Below are 21,721 nucleotides of genomic sequence, written 5' to 3' on the forward strand. Positions count from 1 at the left end.
TCAGAAATTTATAGATACAAAATGTATCATTTGTAATAAACTAAGAAAGTTGAAATTTAAAGAGAGGTTGGTGGGATGTATGAAAGAGCTTCAGAATACTTCGAACAACACAGTAAAACAAGTATGGGAGTGCCCTCAGATGGAAGTGCTGGATATCAGCGAGACCATGAACGGTGGACAGGGGATTTGGCAATATGTTTGGGACGGAGAATTCTGGAAGCTTGAACTTATGGTCAGTTAATTTTAAGAGGCTAAAGAGGAATGTTTGATCAATAAAATAAATGGTGAGGTGTAGTGAGAAGATGCAGACAAGTATCAAATGGATAATTCGACTAAGTACACTATCTTTATGTTTCATTTTGTTTGGAATCATGTATTCCGGAGTTTCTTATGCTACTGAATCTGACAATGCGGTTAGTGTGTCAGGTAAAGTGATTGATCGTCAGGGATTGCCTGTCAAGGACGCCACAGTCAAGTATTGGCTTGATTATGGGAATAAGGAACACAGCGTGGAGACAGATGAGAGTGGGAATTATCGTATTATTGAATCCGTTGAGAACTATACTGTATTTACCTTTTCAGTTGAAGCAGAGGGGTATGTGCCGTATCGACATTACACTTCCTATAGTTTAAGGGGGGGAGAGCAAATACAACTTGATTTTCGTATTTATGAGCCATCCACGATTGTAGGAACAGTCAAAGATCAGGCAGGTAGACCGGTTCCAGATGCTCGTATAAAAGTAACAAGTGTCTTTGATCGTATAGTGAAAACTGATCAGCAAGGTCGATATGCGGTTACAGGAATTGATTACGCCTATAATCCGAACATTGCAATATGGGTAGATGCCGATGATTATATGTTATATGAACAGGATCGCTTGGGTGTCCGGGAGGGAGGAACCTTGAGAATGGATGTTGTTTTGGCAGAGGCGGCACACGTGCGGGGAAAAGTTGTAGATGAGTCGGGCAATCCAGTAAGTGGGGCTAAAGTTAATGCTGGAGGTTCGGCAACAACAGATGCTCAAGGCAACTATTTAATAAAGCGCGTACCAACAGGGGCTAGAACGATAACGGGAGAAGCAGCAGGATATCTAAAAACGAGCCTGAGCGTTACTCTTGTAAAAGGAGATCATAATACGTTTAATATCGTACTTAAGAAGGATGCAGATATTACACCTCCAGTAACCAAGTACAGATTAGTTCCTATTACAGATACTGTGAACGGGAAAATATACATCAAAGGATTTACATTCAGACTTCAGGCAACAGACGAAGTCAAAGGTTCGGGCGTAAAAACAACGCAATATCGAATCAACGGGGGAGAATGGAAAAACTATGAAGGACCCGTCAAGTTTTATGCCCCTGATGTCAAGGTGGTAGAGTACTATAGTACAGATGTTGCAGGTAACCAGGAGAAGTACAACAAAATGGATTTTATTAATGGCACATTTGAAGGGAATGGCACGTTTGAAGGGGAGAGTTACGACGATTGATTACTCGTTGATATGATATGTGAATCAATAACATGAGAATAAAAGACGGTTCTGACTTTATGATCCCTCGTGGTGAATCAAGATTCAGAGTCGTCTTTTCTGTTGGAATGACCCTAACGGTACTGACCTTTGCCTCCCCTTTGAATCTCGTGATCAGATGGGTGTATAATCAAGAAGGTAAACTGGTATTTTATTATGTCATAAAGAAATTATATTGAATGTACAAGGCCGCGAATCACTATTGCGGTTGCAAATGATTTTATAAACAGGAGGTACGGCCGATGAGTAAAGCTACGAAAACAACAAATGAAGTCAGAAATGCGATTCAAAACCGTCGTACGGTGAAAAAATTCAAAAAAGAAGCTGTTCCTACACAGCAGATTATAGATTTGCTGGATACGGCAGTCTGGGCTCCTAACCATAAACTGCGTGAACCTTGGAGATTTTTGTTGTTTACCGGAAATGGACGGAAGAAACTGGCGGAGGCTATTGATGCAGAAATGGGAGAAGACAACAAATTCTCACCCAATATTATGCAAGTTCCATCCGTTATGCTTGTTGTGCTGGAAGAAGATCCAAGACAGAATATCTGGGACGAAGACTTCGCTGCGGTTAGTGCATTGGTTCAAAACTTTATGCTTGCAGCCTGGAGTGAAGACATTGGAACGTTCTGGGTGACCAAGCCATTTTTGTACGCTCCCAAATTCCGCAAATCGCTTGGAATAGAGGCGGGAGAGAAGATTGTAGGCATGATTTATATGGGTTACCCTGATGTTATTCCTTCTGCCAAAGAACGCACACCAGCCAAGGACAAACTCACTCTTTTTGAATAATAAATTATTGTAGACCTTAGCTATATAAGATCCCCTTACGTTTACAGGGGAAATCCACGTACAAGTACCTTTCTTCACAGAAGAGAAGGGCTTGTACGTTTTTTTGTCATGTTGGTGTATCCGCATTGTAGAATCTGCATAAGGAATCCTTCTCGATTTTCCTCTGATGTCTGCAGTTTCATGCCCATTTCACTGCCTTTGGGTAAATCGGCCTGTTCTTTCCTCCATATGCTTCTAAAATAGATTAAGATCCAATTGACGATACTGGATGGCTTCAGCCACATGAGCTGTCACAATTTCACCTTCATGGTCCAGATCGGCAATGGTCTGTGCCATCTTGATTATCCGATCATGTGCACGCATGCTCAGGTTTAACGTTTGCAGCGTTTGCTCTAACAGCTGCTCTGCCTCTTGGGGGAGATGGATCGTTCGTCGCAAAAGCGTGCCCGAAAGCTGGCTATTCCAACGAACCGAACTTTTGGCATAACGTGTAGCCTGAATTTGATGAGCGTGGATCACTTTTGCCTGCATTTCTTCAGAGGAAGGGGAAGCAGCAGACTTGCGCCACTCGCCTGGTGGAGGAACTTCAACCTGAAGATCAATGCGGTCCAGCAGTGGTCCTGAAATTTTGGCTCGGTATGCGGCAACACGGGCTGGACTACATATGCAGCGTTGCTCCTCCGAATGAGCGGACAAATAACCGCAGGGACAGGGATTCATGGAACATGCAAGCATGAACTGGGCCGGAAAGGTGAATGCAGCCCGTGCCCGACTAATTGTCACTGTGCGATCCTCTAACGGCTGCCTTAATACCTCCAGCACTTGACGCTGGAATTCAGGTAATTCATCCAGAAACAATATGCCACGGTGGGCAAGGCTCACTTCACCCGGTTTTGGGATACCACCGCCTCCAATCAGACCAGAAGTGGATATTGTATGGTGAGGCGAGCGAAAAGGTCTATCTGCAATCAGGCCTTGAGGCGCTTCTTTCAATTTGCCTGCGGCACTTAATACTTTGGTGACTTCCAACGCTTCATCTTCTGACAAAGGAGGAAGGATGGAGGGCAGACGTTTGATTAACATCGTTTTGCCCGTGCCTGGCGGTCCAACGAGCAATATGTTATGCATGCCTGCTGCTGCAATCATAAGCGCGCGTTTTACATGATGCTGCCCCAGAACATCGCTATAGTCATCTGCAAATAATGGTGTTTGTCTTGGCTTCCTATCCGCCATCTTATGAGTCTTATCAGTTATAGGAGCAGCAAGGTGTGCATAATTTTTCAACACGACTGGTCCTGCATTCGATTTGTTTGGTATTCCCACTGAACTAGAGGGTTGATCTGGGTTTTCCGGAGCAATATCCTGTAAATGACGAATGCCAAAAACCTGGATACCTCGAATCAGTGACGCTTCCTCCACGTTATCCAAAGGCAGGAGCACGGACGTAAAGCCTTGCCGTTTGGCCAGATCCACCATGGATAAAATGCCGGGCACGGACCTGATCGAACCGTCCAACGCCAGTTCGCCAACCACGAGTGTCCGTTCCTGGGGAGGAAGTACAAGCTGACCGCTTGTCATAAGTAAACCAATAGCAATGGCCAGATCAAAGGAAGATCCTTCCTTGCGCAGATCAGCGGGGGCCAGATTGATTGTGATCCGCTGTAAAGGGTACTGATATCCGCAATTTTTAATCGCTGCACGAACACGTTCAACGGCCTCACGAATGGCTGAATCCGGTAAACCAATGATGGACGTCTGTGGCAGACCATTGGATAAATCAGTTTCCACTTCGATCAGAACGCCATCAATTCCGTACAAACATGCACTATGCAATTTTCCGTACATAACAAAGAAACACCTCACTCGATTCTTGACTCCGCATAATACGGGCCAGTCTACGAATTAAGGTGCTTCCTCAGCTTCTACTAGCATTTTATATAAAAGGAATCATGGAGTCAACCTGTCATTATCATTGCTGTAGTCATCTTTCCTGATCCCTGAATTTTATTTCTGGAAGGAAATCATTAAATAGCTTTGCGAACATGGTTACGTATAAACTTTCATTATGTTTATTAAATTTAGCCCGAGAAAGCGTGAATCTGTTCGATGGACTTATCTATTATTGTTGTTAAATCATGGGGATGAACTGCTGATTATCTAATTATATTTATGTTTTACACAATCTAATTTATCATAATTAAATTGAATAGTAAAATCATTTGTGCTCAATTATTCTGTTTTTTTTCTATTTTGTGATAGTATAGATCTATAGTTCCTGGATTATTAGGAATAGATTGCACAATAGGCAGGTGAGAAAGACATATGCAGACTGACAGTTTGAAGCTGGATAACCAATTATGCTTTGCCATATATGCTTGTTCACGTGAGATTACGAAGATGTACCAGCCTTATCTGGAGGTACTTGGCGTAACGTATTCCCAGTATTTGGTGTTGATGGTTTTGTGGGAACGTGAAGAATGTACGGTTAAGGAGATCGGGGAGGCTCTCTATCTCGATTCGGGAACGTTGACACCACTTCTCAAACGTTTGCAGTCAGCAGGACTTATTAATCGCGAACGCTCGGCTCAGGACGAACGAAAAGTATTAATTACACTAACCGACTCGGGTCGTGAGTTGCGGAACAAGGCATTATCCATACCTGAATCCATTCAGGGAGATGCGTGTTTGAACAGTACAGAGTTTGAAACATTGCTGGGTCAGTTCAAAGGATTGCTGGAGAAAGTTCACGAAACCAACACCAACGCAGCCAAAAAATAAAATGTAGTTTTACATCAAGGAAACCTCAGTTTTTAGCTGAGGTTTTTTCCATATATACCCAAGCATTCACAATATGGGATCATACTCATATCAAAATACTGTCTATTAACCATTAGTTTTTTAAGGAAAGCGTTTTAAAAACGTGTTACAATGAATTGGGCTTGAGTGAAAATAGTCAACATTTGTCTTTTGTTAGTCTACCAACCCGCCTTGTTGCAGTCATGTTGATAGGAGGATTCGAGAATGAATATCCATGAATATCAAGGAAAAGAAGTACTGAAACAGTATGGAGTTACCGTTCCAAACGGAAAGGTTGCTTATACAGTCGATGAAGCGGTCGCGGCCGCTGAGGCATTGGGCAGTCCAGTGACTGTTGTCAAAGCACAGATTCACGCAGGTGGCCGGGGTAAAGCCGGCGGCGTAAAAGTGGCAAAGAGTACGGATGAAGTTCGTGCCTATGCTTCTGAAATTCTGGGCAAAGTATTGGTAACACACCAGACTGGACCAGAAGGTAAAGAAGTGAAACGTCTTCTGATTGAAGAAGGATGCGATATCCGCAAAGAGTATTATGTGGGTGTTGTTGTGGACCGTGCCACAGGCCGTGTAGTTATGATGGCTTCCGAAGAAGGCGGTACTGAGATTGAAGAAGTAGCTGAAGCTACACCTGAGAAAATTTTCAAAGAAATCATTGACCCTGCCATTGGATTGCAAGTGTTCCAGGCCCGTAAACTGGCCTACAGCATTAAGATTCCAAATGAACTGGTGAACAAAGCTGTTAAGTTCATGCTCGCGCTGTACACTGCATTTGTCGAAAAAGATTGCTCTATTGCCGAGATCAATCCTCTCGTTGTTACCGGAGATGGAAACGTTATCGCGCTAGATGCGAAATTAAACTTTGACTCCAACGCCCTGTTCCGTCACAAAGACATTTTGGAACTGCGTGACCTGGATGAAGAGGATGAAAAAGAAATCGAAGCTTCCAAATACGACCTCAGCTACATAGCACTTGATGGCAACATCGGCTGTATGGTCAATGGTGCGGGACTTGCGATGGCAACGATGGATATTATTAAATACTACGGTGGAGACCCGGCCAACTTCCTTGACGTTGGGGGCGGTGCAACAACAGAGAAGGTGACTGAAGCATTTAAGATCATCTTATCCGATGCCAAAGTAGCTGGGATCTTTGTTAACATCTTCGGTGGCATCATGCGCTGTGATGTTATCGCCAATGGTGTTGTTGAAGCCGCGAAGCAGCTTGGCCTGACCAAACCGCTGGTTGTTCGTCTTGAAGGAACTAACGTGGAGCTTGGCAAACGTATTCTGGGTGAATCTGGCCTGAATATCGTTCCTGCTGATTCCATGGCCGATGGTGCACAGAAAATTGTTGCCCTCGTAAAATAAGTTCATTCCTTAGTACCGGAGCTGTCCGGGAATTGAAAAATAACCGTAAGGATGTGAAGCAACGTGAGTATTTTGATCGATAAAAATACAAAAGTCATTACGCAAGGCATTACGGGTTCAACGGGAATGTTCCACACGAAGGGCGCATTGGACTACGGAACCCAGATGGTAGGCGGAGTTACACCGGGTAAAGGCGGAACTAATGTGGATATCACGTTGGAAGACGGTACAGTAGCTAGTCTGCCGGTGTTCAACACTGTGCAGGAAGCGAAAGAAGCTACAGGCGCAACAGCGAGCGTCATTTACGTTCCTCCTGCATTTGCAGCAGATTCCATTATGGAAGCTGTTGATGCTGAGCTGGACCTCGTGATCTGTATTACAGAAGGTATTCCGGTTCTTGACATGATCAAGGTTGACCGCTTCATGGAAGGTAAAAATACTGTCCTGATCGGACCAAACTGTCCAGGTGTCATTACACCAGGAGAATGTAAAATTGGTATCATGCCTGGTTACATCCATATGGCAGGGCACGTAGGCGTTGTTTCCCGTAGTGGAACACTTACCTATGAAGCCGTTCATCAACTGACGACACGTGGTATTGGACAATCTTCAGCTGTAGGAATCGGGGGAGACCCGGTAAAAGGCTCGGAGTTCATTGATATCCTCAAACGGTTCAATGAAGATCCACAGACTCATGCGGTCATCATGATTGGTGAGATTGGTGGTACAGCTGAAGAGGATGCTGCAGATTGGGTACGTGAAAACATGACCAAACCGGTTGTTGGCTTTATCGGTGGCGTAACAGCGCCTCCAGGCAAACGGATGGGCCATGCTGGCGCTATTATCTCTGGCGGTAAAGGTACAGCCAAAGAGAAAATTGCTAAGCTGGAATCATGTGGAATCAAAGTAGCACCAACTCCTGCTGAGATGGGTTCGACTTTGGTGAGTGTACTTGAGGAACGCGGTATTTTGAATTTGTGCACGACACATTAATTCTTTTTCGTTATAATAGAAGAAACGGCTCGGAAATGATTTATTTCTGGTAGACCGACTATTATGGTTACGGAAAAGGTAAGCAACCTTTTGTCCTTGAACAGGGCGAAGGGTTGCTTTTTTGCGTTTTTTTTTACGGGAAAAGGGGGAGGAATTGTCTCTCATCTGCGTAAACGCTTGCATTCCGTGGTCACTTAACACACAATATGAGGGAAGATCTCTTCCCGCTTTGGGAGGTTTATGGTATGGAAGAAAGATGGATCTTGTTTGGGTTACATGAGATGGAGGGCATTGGCAAGAAAACAATCTCGAAACTGATTCTGGGACAACATGAATTACCCGAACTATTGAATTATGGTGAAAGCGACTGGGTCGCAGCAGGCTTGCGCAAAGATCAGGCTGCCCGTTTGGCTAGCCAATTTACTATCGACTGGATTGAGAGTAAAAGAGAACACGTTTACAATCAGGGGATAGAGGTTATTACTTATCTGGATCAGAATTATCCCATATTAATGAAGGAAACCGTTCAGCCTCCCTGGGTAATGTATGCTCGAGGGGATGTTAGTTTGCTACACAATTCGTCTATTGCCATGGTGGGAACTCGTATGCCAACCGTGTATGGGCGCAAAGTTGGAGAAAAGCTGGCAGAGCAATTATGCAATGCAGGACTGACGATTGTAAGCGGGCTTGCCCGCGGTATTGATAGCGTATGTCATGAGGCAGTACTACGTGCCAAAGGAAAAACGATTGCAGTATTCGGAACAGGGATTGATAATATATACCCACCCGAAAATACAAGCCTCGCTGAACGAATCGCGGAGACGGGGCTGCTTTTGTCGGAATATCCACCAGGTACGAGAGCGCGCCAGGGATTATTTCCGGAACGGAATCGAATCATTGCCGGTCTGACATTGGGAACATTGGTTGTTGAGGCTGACATTCGCAGTGGTTCACTCATTACAGCAGATGCTGCGCTTGAAGCAGGCAGGGATGTATTTGCAGTCCCTGGACCTATTACATCGCCGAAAAGTCGGGGAGCACACAATCTTATCCGTCAAGGGGCCAAATTGGTCACTTGTGCAGCAGATGTGTTGGAAGAGTATCGATTGGGCTTGCCAAATGGAGAACAACTTCCTTACAATAGAGGACGTTCGACCGAAACAACCGAGCCTTCCGGGCGAGGGATATTCGCCGAGGTTAAGCTCTCTCCAGATGAACAACGTGTGATTTATCTGTTGGAACAGGGAGAACAATCATTGGATCAACTGGTTGAGCTGCTTGGTTGGGATTTTGGACATTTGCATTCAGTTCTGTTATCTTTAATCATAAAAAAGCAGATTAGCCAATTACCAGGCACTAAATACGCGAGGGTATGACGAAGCTACAACCTACGTAGTGCGTGGAAATATATAATTAGCAGAAGTTATTAACTATGCATAAGCTTACAGAAACAGTTTCATGACAGTTTCATGACTGAGAGGAGGATGAACCTATGGCGGATGCACTCGTAATCGTGGAGTCGCCCTCAAAGGCGAAGACGATAGGCAAATATTTAGGCAGCAAGTTCATCGTAAAAGCTTCGATGGGGCATATTCGCGATTTGCCAAAGAGTCAGATCGGCGTTGAGGTAGAGAATGATTTTAATCCGAAATATATTACGATCCGCGGCAAAGGTTCAATTTTGAAAGAACTTAAGGATGCACGGAAGAAAGTGAAAAAAGTGTATCTCGCAGCTGACCCGGATCGCGAAGGTGAGGCTATCGCATGGCATTTGGCCCATGCCCTTGAACTGGACGATACGGCAGATTGCCGGGTAGTATTTAATGAAATTACAAAACAAGCGGTCAAAGATGCGTTCAAAACGCCGCGGAAAATCAATATGGATTTAGTTAACGCGCAGCAGGCAAGACGTATTCTGGATCGGCTCGTTGGATATAAAATTAGTCCGTTATTATGGAAGAAAGTGAAAAAAGGTTTGTCTGCAGGCCGGGTTCAGTCCGTGGCTGTTAAAATCATTTTAGATCGTGAAAATGAAATTGATGATTTTGAGCCGGAAGAATACTGGAGCATTACCGCTAAACTGACAGCAGACGGCAATCCGTTTGAAGCCAAGTTTCATAAACTGAACGGGGCCAAAACAGAGCTGGGCAGTGAAGCGGAAGTGCAAGCGATCCTGAAACAGATCGAAGGTGCAGACTTTACGATCAAGGAAGTTAAAGAGAAAGAACGGAGCCGTAACCCCTCCGCCCCGTTTACGACGAGTTCTCTGCAACAGGAAGCGGCGCGTAAATTGAATTTCAGAGCTTCCAAGACGATGTCGGTCGCCCAACAACTATATGAAGGTGTAGACCTTGGAAAAGAAGGCACAGTAGGTCTCATCACGTATATGCGTACGGACTCCACACGAATTGCGGCATCTGCACAAGAAGAAGCCAAAGAATATATCGTTGGTAAGTATGGTGAGCCATTTGCACCTGAGACTCCACGAAACTATTCCAAAAAAGCAGCTAATGCTCAGGATGCGCATGAAGCGATTCGTCCAACTTCAATTTTGCGTGACCCTGACTCAATCAAGTCATTCATGAGTCGCGATCAGTTCCGGTTGTACAAACTGGTATGGGAACGGTTTGTAGCGAGCCAGATGTCTTCGGCTATCCTGGATACACTCTCTGTAGATATTGCTGCGGGGGACACCATTTTCCGTGCAGCAGGTTCGAAGGTACGATTCCAAGGTTTCATGAAGGTATATGTTGAAGGAAACGACGATGGTACAACCGATGAAGATCGTCTGTTGCCCCCGTTGAAAAGTGGAGATGTGCTTGAGAAGCAGGAGATTGAGCCAAAACAGCATTTTACACAACCGCCACCCCGATATACGGAGGCAAGGTTGGTTAAGACGCTTGAGGAATTGGGTATAGGGCGTCCGAGTACATATGCGCCAACACTGGAGACCATTCAGAAGCGCGGATATGTTGCAATTGAGGAAAAGAAATTCATGCCGACCGAGCTGGGTGAACTGGTCATCGAACAGATGGAAGAGTTTTTCCCGGAAATCCTGAATGTAGAGTTCACCGCAAACATGGAAGGTGATCTTGACCATGTGGAGGAAGGTTCGGAGGATTGGGTCAAAGTACTCGCAGAATTCTATGAATCTTTTGAGAAACGCCTTGAGTTTGCGGAAGAAGAAATGAAAGAAATCGAGATTGAAGACGAAGTATCCGATGAGATCTGTGAGAAGTGCGGCAAACCGCTGGTTTATAAACTCGGACGTTTTGGCAAGTTTCTTGCGTGCTCGGGCTTCCCTGATTGCCGGAATACCAAACCGATTATCAAGGATATCGGCGTGACTTGTCCGAAGTGTAAGGAAGGTCATGTTGTTGAGCGTCGTAGCAAAAAAGGACGTATTTTCTACGGTTGTGACAAATATCCTGAATGTGATTTTGTCTCATGGGACAGACCTTCAGCCAAACCATGTCCAAGTTGCGGATCGCTAATGATTGAAAAGCGGAACAAAAAGGGAGCACGATTGCAGTGTACTTCATGTGATCATCAGGAGCCGGTGGATGAACCGGATGACGAATCAGCAGATTAGTATATATGTGAATCAATACAATTATAGTGAAATATGAAATTGCTTTATGGGGGTAAATGATTTTGACGAATGAACAACAAGTAACCGTTATTGGTGCCGGGCTGGCAGGAACAGAAGCGGCCTGGCAGATTGCAAGTCGCGGCGTACGCGTGAAATTATACGAGATGAGACCTGTTGTGAAAACGCCAGCCCATCATACGGATAAATTTGCAGAACTGGTATGTAGCAACTCGCTTCGTGCGAATGGATTGACCAATGCAGTGGGTGTGTTAAAAGAAGAAATGAGAATGCTCAATTCTCTCGTATTGTCAGCAGCAGACAAACATGCAGTTCCCGCAGGTGGGGCACTTGCTGTGGACCGGGATGGATTTTCAGGTGAGATTACATCCACGTTGCACCAGCATCCGCTCATCGAAGTGGTGAATGAGGAATTAACTTCTCTGCCGGAAGATGGCATCGTTGTTGTTGCAACGGGGCCGTTGACCTCACCTGCATTGTCTGAGCAAATCAAGGCACTAATGGGGGAAGAGTATTTCTACTTCTATGATGCAGCTGCACCGATCATCGAAAAAGATTCAATTGATATGAATAAAGTGTATCTGGCTTCCCGTTATGATAAGGGTGAAGCGGCATATCTGAACTGTCCGATGACAGAAGAAGAGTTTGATGTCTTCTATGAAGCTCTCATTACTGCTGAAGTCGCTCAATTGAAAGAGTTCGAGAAAGAAATTTACTTTGAAGGCTGTATGCCAATCGAAGTGATGATGAAACGCGGAAAACAGACGGCTCTGTTTGGTCCAATGAAACCGGTAGGTCTGGTTAACCCTCATACAGGAGAGTTGCCACATGCGGTTGTTCAGCTTAGACAGGACAATGCAGCTGGAACCCTGTATAACTTGGTGGGCTTCCAGACGCATCTGAAATGGGGAGAACAGAAACGTGTCTTTTCCCTTATTCCTGGACTTGAAAATGCAGAGTTCGTTCGTTATGGCGTAATGCACCGTAATACATTTATTAACTCTCCTAAACTGCTTCTTCCGACGTATCAGTTTAAAGAGCGTCCAAACCTGTTCTTTGCAGGTCAGATGACGGGTGTAGAAGGATATGTGGAATCTGCTGCATCAGGGCTGATTGCTGGCATGAACGCAGCCAAAGCAGCACTTGGGCAGGAACTGGTGGTATTGCCGGTAGAAACAACACTTGGCAGTATGGCTCAGTATATTACAACGGCTGACTTCAAGCACTTCCAACCAATGAACGCAAACTTTGGTTTGTTGCCGAGGCTTGAAACAAAGATTCGTAACAAAAAGGAAAAAAATGAAGCTCTTGCACAGCGTGCACTGGATGGCATCATTAGTTTTGCTGCGGCAGAAGGTCTAACTGTTCCGGAACGCGTATAAATTATTCGTGGGAGGATGCTGATATCATGGATATGTCATTTCATGCTACAACGATCTGTGCTGTTCGTCATAATGGTAAGGCTGCAATCGCAGGAGATGGTCAGGTGACCATGGGCCAAAGTGTTGTGATGAAGAATACAGCCAAGAAGGTAAGACGTTTGTACCGCGGACAGGTTGTTGCTGGCTTTGCTGGTTCTGTGGCGGATGCGATCACCCTGTTTGAGAAATTCGAAGGTAAGCTCGAGGAGCACCATGGTAACTTGCAACGTGCTGCTGTAGAGCTTGCCAAGGATTGGCGTCAGGATCGGATCTTGCGTAAGCTTGAGGCACTCTTGATTGTGATGGACAAATCAGGTATGCTGCTCATTTCAGGCGGCGGGGAGATAATTGAACCGGATGATGACGTTATTGCTATCGGATCAGGTGGAAATTTTGCCTTATCTGCTGCGCGTGCGTTGAAACGTCATGCAGTAAACCTGGAAGCGAAAGATATTGCGCGTGAATCACTTCAGATTGCCTCGGAGCTATGTGTATATACCAACAATAATATTATTGTAGAAGAGTTATAAAGCCAAAGAAATCTCCCGTAGTGGAGCATGATTCTGTAATCTGCTCCAGGACGTCTAGGGGATTCTTTGTCCTTGCTAGGAAAAATAATTCAACATACTGGTAGGAGGGAAGCAATATGAATACTCAAGCGTTAACACCGAGACAGATTGTTGCAGAGCTTGACAAGTATATTGTAGGTCAAAAGAAAGCTAAAAAATCGGTAGCTGTAGCCCTTCGTAATCGATATCGGCGTAGCCTTTTGCCTGAGCACACTCAGGACGACATTGTGCCTAAAAATATCTTGATGATTGGACCTACCGGTGTGGGTAAAACGGAAATCGCCCGTCGCCTTGCTAAACTGGTAGGTGCGCCATTTGTGAAAGTGGAAGCTACCAAGTTCACTGAAGTAGGTTACGTTGGCCGTGACGTTGAATCGATGGTGCGTGATCTGATTGAGACATCACTGCGGATGGTGAAGCTGGAGCGGACTGAAAAAGTGAAGGACAAAGCTGAAGAAGCTGCCAATGAGCGAATTGTACATATTTTGGCTCCTTCACAGTCTAAGTCCAAGAGTCAGCGTAATCCCTTTGAGATGATCTTTGGTAATAATGGCAACAACGTTCAGGAACAGGATGAGCCAGAACCAGATACCGGGGTTGCCGAACGCCGCCGTAAGATCAAGTTTGATCTGTTGTCCGGCAAGTTGGAGGATGACATCATTGAGATTGATGTCGAAGACACTGCGCCTAACATGATGGACATGTTTGCTGGTCAAGGTAATGATCAGATGGGCATGAACATGCAGGAGATGTTTGGCAGCCTGTTACCTCGTCGTACGAAAAAGCGCAAGCTCGCTATCAAAGAAGCTCGCAAAGTGTTGATCCAGGAAGAAGCAGGCAAATTGATCGATATGGATGATGTTACACAAGAGTCCATTCGCCGGGCGGAGCAGACAGGTATCATTTTCATAGATGAAATCGACAAGGTTGCCAGTCAAGGACGCGGTAGTGGACCCGATGTATCCCGTGAGGGTGTGCAACGTGACATTCTGCCTATCGTAGAGGGCTCTACAGTGATGACGAAATATGGCCCTGTCAAAACGGATTATATTCTGTTTATGGCAGCTGGCGCATTCCATGTCGCCAAACCCTCTGATTTGATTCCTGAGCTTCAGGGACGCTTCCCAATTCGTGTGGAACTAAGCAGTCTAACACTGGAGGAGTTTGTATCCATTCTGACTGAACCCCAAAATGCACTGACCAAGCAGTATGTTGATCTGTTGCGCACAGAGAATATTGAGATTGAGTTCTCGGATGAGGCTATTCGCGAGATTGCCAAATTGGCTGAATCCGTCAATCAAAATACAGAAAATATAGGTGCACGTCGATTGCATACGATTCTTGAGAAGCTTTTGGAGGATTTATCCTTTGAGGCACCTGAGCTTACACTGGAACGTATGGTGATTACTCCGGAGTATGTCCGGGAGAAATTAAATGATATTGCGCTTGATCGTGATTTGAGTCAGTATATCCTGTAACATGCGGCTGCGGCTAGTAATGTAGTTGTTAAAATGATGTTATAAATGAACGGTATGCAAGAGAGTAGAGAACATTTGTGTGATCGACAAAGGGAAGCGATCCTTTAACGAATCACAAAGGCCCTCTTACTTAACGCATATCGTTTATTTTTGTTTCTATCTAAAGGATTTTGATGTTACAACCGATAAAAGATGTGTGGTTGTTATACGGATCGACAAAACCTAGGACTTGTGCCGCATGTATCCGGAGTTAATACCTATCGGAGTGGTAGTTATTCTTCCATTCCATACCCAATGATTCCCATTAAAAGAATTTTCCTTATTCCAAGTCTGGTCATCGGTTTAGTCGACAGATTGGTAAATGTTGCGTAAATGCGCAAAATGATGAATTGTTGAAAAGTTTGAAGCCACTAATTGTTTCCTTAAAATTAAAATATATAGACCCCACTGAATTGTTAAGAAAGTGTTGTGTGGGCAAGACGAGTTTTCTTTATTCTTGAAAGATAATTTGTCAATTGATTAATATACAGCTTTGTATGTATACCTATCATATTATCCTTAAACCCTTAGTATGACGGCAAAAAATTCTAACATTATCAACTATGAAATATTCGGAAATATACATAATTACGGGCGTTATAAGCTCATGCTGAGACTCGAATTTTTTTTTTTATTTTAAGAATGTTAAAGAACAATAAGGGAGAGTATTAACATACTTTTGTTTTGGGCCCGAACATTTACGAAAAAATTCATAATTTGCAGAAAATACACAAAAAGCCCCGTCTTTCAGAAAAGATAGGGCTTTTTTCTTATTGTAATAAATCCCAAACTCGAAGAAACTTATGTTATACGACAACATCAGAGTTAATTCTACTTAAGTCCTAGAAAACCGTGTAAAGACGAATGTTTTTGTCGAAAAAAACATAAGAATTTTTAAGGGAAAAGATACAATCTTTTTCCATAACTTCTAAAGAGAGGAGGGAGATTGTGAATCTTTTAAACGATATCAGCTTTAAAAGATTACAAGGTGCACTCGATGCGTCCAATATCAGACAACGAACAATTGCTGACAACATCGCGAACGCCGACACCCCGTATTTCAAGCGCTCGGACGTTTCTTTTGAAGAAATGTTGCAAGGGCAAATGAATGGAGATATGCCTGTTCTTAAGGGTAAAGTAACTGATGCAAGGCATTTTGTCATAGGTCCTTCCTCTTCCGTACCCACGCCAGTAGTTAATATGGACCAGTCAACCTCCATGAATAACAACGAAAACAATGTCGATATAGACAGAGAAATGAGTCTTCTGGCGGAGAATCAGTTACGTTATAACGCTTATATTCAGCAAGTGAACGAACAAATTAAAATCATGCGTGTTGGCGTGGAAGGGAGATAACCTAAATTGAACATTAGTAATAGTTTTAGTATCAGTAGCTCAGCTCTGACAGCCCAACGGTTGCGGATGGACGTAATATCTTCCAACATTGCCAACGCAGAGACTACGCGCGCGAGCGTATCCAATGGTGAAGCGGTCCCTTACAAACGTAAAATGGTTGTGCTTGAGCCGAATAAAACGTCATTTGGTACGATGCTGCAAAATCAGATGAGAGGTAGCGGTTCAGGAGATGGCGTAAGAGTAACGGAGATTCGCGAGGATCAGTCACCTCTGAAGCCTGTGTATGACCCTTCTCATCCGGATGCAAACGCAGAAGGATATGTATTTATGCCTAATGTGGATATTGCGAAAGAAATGGTCGACATGATCTCTGCTTCGCGTTCATATGAAGCAAACGTAACAGCACTGAATTCAACCAAAGCGATGATCTCCAAAGCTTTGGAGATTGGAAGATAATCTGCTTAAAAATGAAAATAAGAAAAATACAAACCAGGGATGAAGGGGAGGGACATTAATGATTCAGAACAACATGTTTAGCACACAGGGGATACAACCGCTACAGATGAAGAGTGCAACCGAAAGTAAGCCTTCTACACCAGCCGAAACCATTCAGAGCTTCGGTACATACTTACAGAATGCATTAGGGTCCGTTGCAGCACAGGAGGCTCAATCGCATGAAATGTCGAATCAATTTTTGGTCGGCAAAGCGAATGTGGATCAAGTGATGATTGCTTCAGAACAGGCCTTGTTAAGCCTACAACTCACAACTCAAGTCCGAAACAAAGTGGTCGAAGCATACCAAGAAGTTATGCGAACGCAGTTATAAAATAACCTACTTGCGCTTCGATAATAGCGCTGATCATTACAACAAAGCAGCTGCGATGCTGCTCCTGATCGTCAACCTATGAAACGGCTAGGGTTGAGTAAGGACAGACTAAGCAAAGTTTCGGATGGGGTGACAGAGTGAATGAGAGAATCGCCCAGTACAGGGATAAGGCATCCCAGTATTGGAATAGTTTTAGCAAAAAGCAAAAAGTATTATTTATATCCACCTTCCTGTTCCTGATTTTGGCTGCAGTTGTACTCACGATGCAATTGTCCAAAACGGAATATGAAGTTGCTTTTACAGATTTGAATGCAAGTGATTCAGCGGGCGTGATCAGTTATCTCGATTCATCTAGCATTCCATACAAATTAAGTTCAGATGGCAAGACCATATCCGTACCGAGTACAAGTGTTGCAATTGCAAAGGTGAATGTTGGATCTCAAGGGATTATTCAGAATGGTTCATTAGGGTATAAGTCATTCGAGGAGTCATCATCCCCCATCGGGATGACGGATAAAGAGTTTGATGTAAAGTACAACAACGCTATAAACGGAGAAGTTGAACAGTTACTTCAGCGGATGCAAGGGATACAGGATGCTAAAGTACTGGTTAATATGCCGAAAGATAACATCTTTGCTGGTTTGGAAGAACAAGACAAAGCATCAGCATCGGTAGCTCTCCAATTCAAACCGGGTTATCACCCAAATCAGGCAGCGGTAGATGGCTACTTTAACTTGGTTAAGACTGCAATTCCTAATCTGCCTGTTGAGAACATCACGATTACAAACACAGATGAAGCAGAATTGATTCCAACTGCCCGAGGTGGCAGTGGCGGGTTGTCTTCCGAAGTTCAAGAGAACATGGCACTACAGAAAAAGTTTGAAAACGATGTCCGTAATAACGTAAAGCAGTTCCTTTCCCAGATTGTAGGCGAAGACAAAGTTAATGTTTTGGTAGCCTCCAAACTTAATTTTGACAAAGAAACACGTAAGGAAAATCTGGTTACACCTGTTGATGTAGATAATATGAAAGGCATCGAGATCAGTGTGCAGGAGATACAAAAGAGCTACACTGGCGCAAGCAATCCAACAGGTGGTGTTGCTGGCACAGGGCAAGAGGAAGTTCCGGGTTACCCATCATCTGATGCAACCGGTAACTCTACCTCCGAAGAATCATCAAGCACTATAAACTACGATGTTAATCGAATCGCCAAGGATATTATTTCCAGTCCGTATACTGTAAAAGACTTAACCATTAACGTTGCAGTTGAACCACCGAATGGAGAAACAGAATTACAGGGACCGGTTCAGGACGCAATTGAGAATATTTTGGTTAACATTGTTCGTGCTTCACTGGCAGACTCAGGCACTATAATAAGTGACGCCGATCTGACAAAGAAAGTTTCAGTTATGTCACAAGGCTTCCAGACTGCCTCTGCAGACAATACAGGTTTCCAGCTTTCCTCAACGATGATGTGGGGTGGAGGCGCACTCATAGCGGCATTGATCGCAGCGGTAGTTATTTTGTTAGTACGCCGTCGCCGCAAACAAAACGAAGTCGAAGAAGAAGAGATTCCTCTTCCAATAGCAACAGAGTTCCCGTCCATTACGCTGGACAGTGTAACGAACGAAAGTCAGGTGCGCAAACAATTGGAGAGTTTGGCCAAGAAAAAGCCAGACGAATTCGTCAATCTGCTGCGTACTTGGCTGGCTGACGAATAGAGGTGAGCGCATTGGCAAAGGCAAGCAGTCAAGGTTTGACTGGCAAACAAAAAGCAGCAATATTGTTGATTACATTAGGTCCGGAAGTATCGGCTCAGATTTTCAAACATCTGCGTGACGAAGAGATCGAGCAACTTACGTTGGAGATTGCCAACGTTCGCAAGGTTGATTCTTCCGAAAAGGATATGATCATGGCCGAGTTTCACCAGATCTGTCTGGCGCAGGAATATATCTCTCAGGGCGGTATCAATTACGCCAGAGAAATCCTGGAAAAAGCTCTGGGTTCATCAAAAGCACTTGAAGTCATTAATCGTTTGACAGCTACGCTGCAAGTCAGACCATTTGACTTTGCGCGCAAAGCAGATCCGAATCAAATTTTGAACTTTATTCAGAATGAAAGCCCGCAAACGATTGCGCTGGTTCTGTCTTACCTGCAATTCGAACAGGCAGCAGCGATTCTATCATCCTTGCCACAAGAGAAACAGGCAGATGTCGCTCGCCGGGTGGCTGTTATGGATAGTACTTCGCCAGAAGTTATCTCTCAAGTGGAGCGGGTTCTGGAACAGAAACTATCTTCTACTGTAACGCAGGATTACACGAATGCGGGTGGTATCGAATCGATCGTTCAGATTCTGAACGGAGTCGATCGGGGGACAGAACGTACCATTTTGGACTCGCTCGAGATTCAGGATCCAGAGCTTGCAGAGGAAATCAAAAAACGCATGTTTGTATTCGAAGATATCGTCAATGTGGATGATCGTTCGATTCAGCGTATTATTCGGGATATCGACAACGCAGATTTGCAGTTGGCACTCAAAGTGGCAAGCGAAGAAGTTCGGGATGCCGTGTTCCGGAATATGTCGAAACGGATGTCCGAGACATTCAAAGAAGAGATGGAATTCATGGGACCTGTGCGATTGCGTGATGTTGAGGAAGCTCAGACACGTATCGTAGGAACGATACGCAGATTGGAAGAAGCCGGTGAGATCATTATCGCACGCGGTGGAGGAGATGATATCATTGTCTAATTTGATTAAATCTTTCCAGTATGTACCGGTTGATGACCGTAAAAAACTTGAGAATCATCATCATTATGGTGGTTCTGAGGAGTCTGAAACGGAATTAAGTGGTGTGAGTGCTGAAGGTTCTGAAGTTGAAACACTTCAAGCACGCGTGGACGAAGAAACACAACGTCTTACCGCAGAAATGCTGGAAGATGCCAAGGAGTTTGCAGAAAAGCAAGTACGTGAAGCTTCAGAAGAGGCAGAGCGCATGCTTCAAGAGGCCCGTGAACAGATCGACAGCTGGTGGCAGGAACAACGACAACAGGATGAACATCTGACCGAAGCGCTTCGTTCACAAGGTTTCCAACAGGGTTTTGAGGAAGGCCAAGTACAAGCTGGACTGGATCTCCAGGTGCAGATCGAAAAGATGATGATTGAAGCCCAGGAAGTGCTCAGGGAAGCTTATGTAGCTAAAGATCAGATCATTCAGGAAGCCGAACCGTTCCTCGTGGAGCTCGCTTGCGGGATCGCTGAGAAAGTCATTGATAAGCAACTTACCATTGAACCCGATCATACATTGGAGCTGATTCGTCAGAGTTTGTCACGTAAACGGGAGCAGGGTTTGATCACACTCTGTGTGGCACCTGATCAGTTTACATTTGTACAGGCAGCTCGTGAAGAATTATCTCTGTCCATTGACTCTCAGGCAGAATTGCAGATTTTGCCTGATTCAACGGTCAAAGATAAGGGATGTGTCATTCGTTCTTCGTTTGGAAGTGTAGATGCGAGAATTGATACACAGCTTGCAGAGATTAAAAAAGAACTGGTCCGCATAGCACTTGAGGATGAGGAGCGAAAAAATCAACATGAAGGTTCTTAGTTCACAGCGATATATGGAACATTTGCGCCAATTCGATCCTGTTCGTATTAACGGCAAAGTTACTCAGGTCATTGGTCTTATGGTGGAGTCAGAAGGGCCAGATGCAAGTATCGGTGACGTATGTTATATCTATCCTGGTAAATCGGCCAAGCCTCTTCAGGCCGAAGTTGTTGGGTTTCGAGATAACAAAGTGCTGCTGATGCCACTGGGTGAACTTCAATCCATCGGTCCTGGTTGCGATGTAGTAGGTACGGGTAAACCACTCGGCGTTCAGGTAGGCTCCGAATTGCTCGGTAAAGTATTGGACGGACTCGGACAACCGCTAGACGGTTCCCTCCTTCCATCCAGAATGCCGATGTACTCTACCTCCAATACACCGGTTAATCCAATGGATCGTCCGCGTGTACTTGAAACGATGGGTGTTGGTGTAAGAGCTATCGACGGATTGTTGACCGTAGGTAAGGGACAGCGTGTAGGTATTTTTGCCGGTTCTGGTGTTGGTAAGAGTACATTGATGGGCATGATCGCTCGTAATACAGCAGCAGATGTCAATGTCATCGCGCTAGTGGGTGAGCGTGGACGTGAGGTACGTGACTTTATTGAACGGGATCTGGGTCCAGAAGGACTGGAACGCTCCGTAGTCATTGTTGCAACTTCAGATCAGCCTGCCCTGATTCGGATCAAGGGAGCAGTTATTGCGACCACTATTGCAGAGTATTTCCGAGATCGTGGAATGAACGTGATGCTCATGATGGATTCGGTAACCCGATATGCGATGGCACAAAGGGAAGTGGGTCTGGCCGTAGGCGAACCTCCGGCAATGAGAGGATATACGCCATCGGTTTTTGCAAGTTTGCCCAAACTGCTTGAACGGGCGGGTACAGGACCTACCGGTTCGATTACAGCCTTTTACACCGTTCTGGTCGATGGGGATGACATGAATGAACCAATCGCGGATGCGGTAAGGGGTATTCTGGATGGACACATTGTGTTAAATCGATCCATTGCAAATAAAGGTCATTTTCCAGCGATTGATGTGTTAGCCAGCATAAGCCGTGTTATGAAGGATATTGCTCCGGAAGAGCAGTTGGAAGCCGTTAATAATATGAAACGTTTGATGGCTGTGTACAAAGAATCGGAAGATTTGATCAATATTGGAGCTTACCAGCGGGGATCAAATGCAGCCATAGATGAATCGATAGACCAGATTGATAGTATATGGAACTTTACCAAGCAGAAAGTCGACGAGAAAGTCACTTTAAGTGAAGTACAGGAACGTTTGATTCTTGAATTTGCAAGGAGATGAATGGGTAAAC

The 21,721-nt window shown here is 44.6% G+C and carries 19 protein-coding genes; 18 read left to right on the plus strand and 1 reads right to left on the minus strand.

Features of this window, described 5'->3' with window-relative positions; translation table 11 throughout:
- The first annotated feature begins 79 nt into the window (after nt 1-79).
- The 3 genes from V6668_RS11320 to V6668_RS11330 all read left to right on the plus strand — a co-directional run bounded on the left by V6668_RS11320 (nt 80) and on the right by V6668_RS11330 (nt 2,326).
- Nucleotides 80-241: a paeninodin family lasso peptide gene (locus V6668_RS11320; protein ID WP_127543787.1), complete on the plus strand. Its 162-nt coding sequence runs from the start codon at nt 80-82 to the stop codon at nt 239-241.
- 118 nt (nt 242-359) lie between these two features.
- The gene (locus tag V6668_RS11325) at nt 360-1,493 is read left to right on the plus strand and encodes a carboxypeptidase-like regulatory domain-containing protein (protein ID WP_338708460.1); all 1,134 of its coding nucleotides are present in this window, start codon (nt 360-362) and stop codon (nt 1,491-1,493) included.
- A gap of 281 nt (nt 1,494-1,774) precedes the next feature.
- Complete coding sequence (locus tag V6668_RS11330) at nt 1,775-2,326, plus strand: nitroreductase (RefSeq protein ID WP_338708461.1); 552 nt, start codon at nt 1,775-1,777, stop codon at nt 2,324-2,326.
- Between the two features lie 234 nt (nt 2,327-2,560).
- Here the strand turns inward: V6668_RS11330 and V6668_RS11335 are convergent, their stop codons facing one another.
- Nucleotides 2,561-4,171, minus strand: coding sequence for a YifB family Mg chelatase-like AAA ATPase (locus V6668_RS11335; RefSeq protein ID WP_338708463.1), 1,611 nt, complete (start codon nt 4,169-4,171; stop codon nt 2,561-2,563).
- A 477-nt stretch (nt 4,172-4,648) separates the two neighbouring features.
- On the opposite strand from V6668_RS11335, the gene V6668_RS11340 reads away from it, so the two are divergent.
- The 15 genes from V6668_RS11340 to fliI all read left to right on the plus strand — a co-directional run bounded on the left by V6668_RS11340 (nt 4,649) and on the right by fliI (nt 21,711).
- Complete coding sequence (locus tag V6668_RS11340; protein WP_036609387.1) at nt 4,649-5,104, plus strand: MarR family winged helix-turn-helix transcriptional regulator; 456 nt, start codon at nt 4,649-4,651, stop codon at nt 5,102-5,104.
- Between the two features lie 243 nt (nt 5,105-5,347).
- Nucleotides 5,348-6,508 carry an ADP-forming succinate--CoA ligase subunit beta gene (sucC, locus tag V6668_RS11345; protein WP_036609384.1) on the plus strand — a complete coding sequence of 387 codons (1,161 nt, stop codon included), beginning with the start codon at nt 5,348-5,350 and terminating at the stop codon, nt 6,506-6,508.
- 63 nt (nt 6,509-6,571) lie between these two features.
- Complete coding sequence (gene sucD, locus V6668_RS11350; protein WP_036609382.1) at nt 6,572-7,501, plus strand: succinate--CoA ligase subunit alpha; 930 nt, start codon at nt 6,572-6,574, stop codon at nt 7,499-7,501.
- A gap of 245 nt (nt 7,502-7,746) precedes the next feature.
- A complete protein-coding gene (gene dprA / locus V6668_RS11355; RefSeq protein ID WP_338708464.1) occupies nt 7,747-8,877 on the plus strand; it encodes a DNA-processing protein DprA in 1,131 nt (376 codons plus the stop codon).
- Nucleotides 8,878-8,993: 116 nt separating this feature from the next.
- Nucleotides 8,994-11,093: a type I DNA topoisomerase gene (topA, locus tag V6668_RS11360; RefSeq protein ID WP_047842473.1), complete on the plus strand. Its 2,100-nt coding sequence runs from the start codon at nt 8,994-8,996 to the stop codon at nt 11,091-11,093.
- A gap of 56 nt (nt 11,094-11,149) precedes the next feature.
- Nucleotides 11,150-12,493, plus strand: coding sequence for an FADH(2)-oxidizing methylenetetrahydrofolate--tRNA-(uracil(54)-C(5))-methyltransferase TrmFO (trmFO, locus tag V6668_RS11365; protein ID WP_422395251.1), 1,344 nt, complete (start codon nt 11,150-11,152; stop codon nt 12,491-12,493).
- A gap of 26 nt (nt 12,494-12,519) precedes the next feature.
- A complete protein-coding gene (gene hslV / locus V6668_RS11370; protein WP_017689194.1) occupies nt 12,520-13,062 on the plus strand; it encodes an ATP-dependent protease subunit HslV in 543 nt (180 codons plus the stop codon).
- A 116-nt stretch (nt 13,063-13,178) separates the two neighbouring features.
- Complete coding sequence (hslU, locus tag V6668_RS11375; RefSeq protein WP_047842474.1) at nt 13,179-14,579, plus strand: ATP-dependent protease ATPase subunit HslU; 1,401 nt, start codon at nt 13,179-13,181, stop codon at nt 14,577-14,579.
- 987 nt (nt 14,580-15,566) lie between these two features.
- Nucleotides 15,567-15,974, plus strand: coding sequence for a flagellar basal body rod protein FlgB (flgB, locus tag V6668_RS11380; RefSeq protein ID WP_036670359.1), 408 nt, complete (start codon nt 15,567-15,569; stop codon nt 15,972-15,974).
- Between the two features lie 6 nt (nt 15,975-15,980).
- Complete coding sequence (flgC, locus tag V6668_RS11385; RefSeq protein WP_017689191.1) at nt 15,981-16,430, plus strand: flagellar basal body rod protein FlgC; 450 nt, start codon at nt 15,981-15,983, stop codon at nt 16,428-16,430.
- A 58-nt stretch (nt 16,431-16,488) separates the two neighbouring features.
- A complete protein-coding gene (fliE, locus tag V6668_RS11390; RefSeq protein WP_017689190.1) occupies nt 16,489-16,800 on the plus strand; it encodes a flagellar hook-basal body complex protein FliE in 312 nt (103 codons plus the stop codon).
- A gap of 137 nt (nt 16,801-16,937) precedes the next feature.
- Entirely contained in the window at nt 16,938-18,521 is a 1,584-nt protein-coding gene (gene fliF, locus V6668_RS11395; RefSeq protein WP_282321925.1) for a flagellar basal-body MS-ring/collar protein FliF, read from the plus strand.
- Nucleotides 18,522-18,532: 11 nt separating this feature from the next.
- Nucleotides 18,533-19,549, plus strand: coding sequence for a flagellar motor switch protein FliG (gene fliG, locus V6668_RS11400; protein ID WP_036609368.1), 1,017 nt, complete (start codon nt 18,533-18,535; stop codon nt 19,547-19,549).
- Nucleotides 19,533-20,405, plus strand: a complete 873-nt coding sequence (locus V6668_RS11405) for a FliH/SctL family protein (RefSeq protein ID WP_422395252.1) — start codon at nt 19,533-19,535, stop codon at nt 20,403-20,405. The genes fliG and V6668_RS11405 overlap by 17 nt, the downstream gene beginning before the upstream one ends.
- Nucleotides 20,392-21,711: a flagellar protein export ATPase FliI gene (gene fliI / locus V6668_RS11410; RefSeq protein WP_036609365.1), complete on the plus strand. Its 1,320-nt coding sequence runs from the start codon at nt 20,392-20,394 to the stop codon at nt 21,709-21,711. The genes V6668_RS11405 and fliI overlap by 14 nt, the downstream gene beginning before the upstream one ends.
- Nucleotides 21,712-21,721: the final 10 nt, after the last annotated feature.

This window comes from Paenibacillus amylolyticus, from assembly GCF_036894225.1.
Classification (GTDB): Bacteria; Bacillota; Bacilli; order Paenibacillales; family Paenibacillaceae; genus Paenibacillus; species Paenibacillus amylolyticus.